Origin of the sequence: Frankia sp. AiPs1 (genome assembly GCF_023716945.1) — a bacterium.
Taxonomy (GTDB): Bacteria; Actinomycetota; Actinomycetes; order Frankiales; family Frankiaceae; genus Frankia.
In genome coordinates this window covers 1-3,395 of the sequence record NZ_JAMQQF010000629.1, presented here as the reverse complement: position 1 = coordinate 3,395, position 3,395 = coordinate 1, and the positions used below count along the sequence as shown (strand labels likewise).

The 3,395-nt window shown below is 71.7% G+C and carries 1 protein-coding gene; it reads right to left on the bottom strand.

The features are described 5' to 3' along the window. Positions 1–102: 102 nt before the first annotated feature. Positions 103–2,652 carry an aminopeptidase N gene (gene pepN / locus ND748_RS28520; RefSeq protein ID WP_251749283.1) on the bottom strand — a complete coding sequence of 850 codons (2,550 nt, stop codon included), beginning with the start codon at positions 2,650–2,652 and terminating at the stop codon, positions 103–105. Positions 2,653–3,395: the final 743 nt, after the last annotated feature.

Below are 3,395 nucleotides of genomic sequence, written 5' to 3'. Positions count from 1 at the left end.
CAACTCCCCCGGCGGGCCCCCCACAAAGGAGGTGATTTTCTGAGCGGGGCGGGTCGCGCGGGCGCCCCCTGCACCGTAGGGGCCCCGGCGCGACCGGTGCCCCTACGCCGCGGTGGCGGCGTCCTTGGCGCGGGCCGCCAGTGCCCGAACGAGGCCGTCGCGACCCTCGAGCAGGGCGCGGCGCAGCGGCGGCGTCGGGTTGCGGTCGGCGAGGTACGCATCGACCCTGGCCACCGTCTCCGGCTCGATGACGGAGGACGGGAAGAGCATCTGGGTGATGGTCGAGGCCGTGTCGAAGCTACGGGTCTCCCAGATTCCGCCGATCTCGTCGAAGTAGCGGGCGACGTAGGGGCGGGTCAGCTCGAGCTGACCGGAGATCCAGAAGCCGCTCATCGTCGCGACGGCCAGGTGGTTGGACAGCTCGTCGGAGTCCATCACCGCGCTCCACGCGGCGGCCTTCGCCTCGGCGCTCGGGCGGGCGGCCCGCGCGGTCGCGGCGCGCTTCTCGCCGGTGGCGGTGCGGTCGCGGGCGAGTTCGGCGTCGATCTCGGCGGCGCCGTAGACGCCCCGCGCCACGAGCTGGGTCAGCAACGTCCAGCGCAGCTCGGTGTCCAGGACGAGACCCTCGATGACGTCGGTGCCCTCGAACAGCGCCCGCACCCGGCCCACCTGGTCGGCGTCCTCGGCCCGGGCGAACGTGGTCGTGTAGACGAGCTGCACGTCGCTGCCGGGCGGCGCGGAGCGGGCCAGTTCCTCGGCGCGCTCGGTCAGCGCCCGCAACGCCGGCGCGCGGTTCGCCGGCTCGCCGTAGGCGTCGATGGTCAGGTCGGCCTTGGCCAGCAGCGACTGCACCACGCCGATGTCGTCCTCGGCGGTCACGCCGGACAGCACGAGCCGGACGTACTCCCGCGCGGCGAGCTCCGCGTCGCGGGTCATGTCCCACGCCGCCGCCCAGCACAGCGTCCGCGGCAGCGACTGGGAGATTGCGCCGATCGACTCGACGAGGGTGGCCAGCGACCGATCGTCGAGGCGGACCTTGGCGTAGGTGAGGTCGTCGTCGTTGAGCAGGATGAGGTCCGGCTGGCGGGCGCCGACGAGCTTCGGCACCTCGGTGAGCTCGCCGGTCACGTCCAGTTCGATCCGCTCGCGGCGGACCAGCGCACCAGTGGTGTCGCGGTCGTACAGGCCGATGGCGAGCCGGTGCGGGCGCAGCGCCTTCGACGCGGTCGGCGGGGCGCTCGGCGGCTCCTGCACCACGTCGAACGAGGTGAACAGGCCGGAGGAGTCGGTGAAGAAGCGCGGGCGCAACGTGTTGACGCCCGTGGTCTCCAGCCACTCGGCCGACCAGGTCGTCAGGTCCCGGCCGCTGGCGTTCTCCAGCTCGTCGAGCAGGTCGCGCAGGGAGGTGTTCGCGTACTCGTAGCGGCGGAAGTACGTCCGCAGCCCGGACAGGAACTCCTCCTGCCCGACCCAGGCGACGAGCTGCTTGAGCACGGAGGCGCCCTTGGCGTACGTGATGCCGTCGAAGTTCGTGCGCACCGCGTCCATGTCGGGGGCGTCGGCGACGATGGGGTGGGTCGAGGAAAGCTGGTCCTGCCGGTAGGCCCAGCCCTTCTCCGCATTGGCGAAGGTCGTCCAGCCGTTGGTGAACCGGGTGGAACTCACCTGCGCCAGCACCGACATGTACGTGGCGAACGACTCGTTCAGCCACAGGTCGTCCCACCAGCGCATGGTGACCAGGTCGCCGAACCACATGTGCGCCATCTCGTGCAGGATCGTCTCGGCGCGGCGCTCGCGGCGGGCCTCGGTGACCTTGGCCCGGAAGACGTACTCCTCCAGGAACGTCACGCAGCCGGCGTTCTCCATCGCGCCGGCATTGAACTCCGGCACGAAGAGCTGGTCGTACTTGCCGAACGGGTACCGGTAGTCGAACACGCGGTGGTAGAAGTCGAAGCCGGCCCTGGTGATCTCGAAGATCTCCGCCGGGTCGAGGAACTCGGCCAGCGAGCGCCGGCAGTACAACCCGAGGTCGATGCCGTCGTGGTGATCGCGGACCTCGTGGTACGGACCGGCGACGAGCGCGGTGATGTAGGTGGACATCACCGGCGTGGTGAGGAACCGGATGGTGCGCACCCCGATGGCGGCCTCCGCGACCGCCGCGACCGCGCTGTTGGAGATGGCCGACCAGTCCGCCGGCACCGTCACCGTCAGCGTGAACGTCGACTTCAGGTCGGGCTGGTCGAAACAGGCGTACATCCGATGCGCGTCGTAGGTCTCGAACTGGGTGTAGAGGTAGACCGCCTCGTCGACCGGGTCGACGAAGCGGTGCAGCCCCTCGCCGGTGCGCGAGTACACGCCGTCGCCCACCACGGTGAGCCGGTTGGACTCGGCGAGGTCGTCGAGCCGGATGCGCTCGCCGTCGAACACGGCGGCGGGGTCCAGCGAGGCGCCGTTGAGCACGACCTCGTCGACCTTGGCGGCGGCGAGCTCGATGAACGTCGACGCCCCCGGCTCGCGGGCGGTGAACGTGACCACGGTCGACGTGCGGAAGGTCCCGGGGCCGGTCGTCAGGTCGAGTTCGACGTCGTAGGACGCCACGTTGAGCAGGCGGGCGCGCTCGCGCGCCTCGTCGCGGGTGAGATTGTTGGGCACCCGGTTCCTCTCGGCAGGCACGGACTTCTCGGCTGGCTCGGACTTCTCGGCAGGCACTGCATTCCCGCGAAACGTACCCGGGAACGGGTGCGTTTCGCGTGTTGTCGGGCACGCGACCCGGCCGGCCGGGGCCGACCGCCCGGCTGTTCGCAGCTCCGGATCCGCACCCCGCGAGGCGCGCCGGGCGGAACCCGTCAGCGCACGGACCCGTCGGCACACGGACCTGTCAGCGCACGAACCCGTAGGCGCACGAACCCGTAGGCAGACGGACCCATAGGCAGACGGACCCGTCGGCGTGGTCGGCCCAGGTGGCCGCAGGCAGGTCGTTGCCGTCGGCTCAGTCTCCCATGTGACGGCCCGGGTCTCCCATGTGACGGTCCGGGTCTGCCCCGCGACGGGCGGGTCCGGACACCGCCGGTGGAGGTGCTCCACCCGGGCCGGGCCGGGCGGCGGTTACCGAGGGGGACTCCGGATTGTGGTGATTCGCGCGGGGTAGGTCCTCCGTCCCCGGGGCCGGTGCGGCACGATGGGTCGACTGCGGCCGTGATGGGGCTTGCGGCCGTGGTGGGAGTGTGTGGCCGTGGTGGGGTGTGCGGGCGTCGGGAAGTGCCGTCGTCCGGAGTGTCGGCAGTAGGGACGCAGCGGGCGTCGTAGCCGGAGGGGGCGCGGGTGAGGCGGGTGGCCGGGCTGGGTCGCGTGCCCGTGCGTCGGCGTGCGGCCGGGTCCGGGACGGGCGCCGGGGG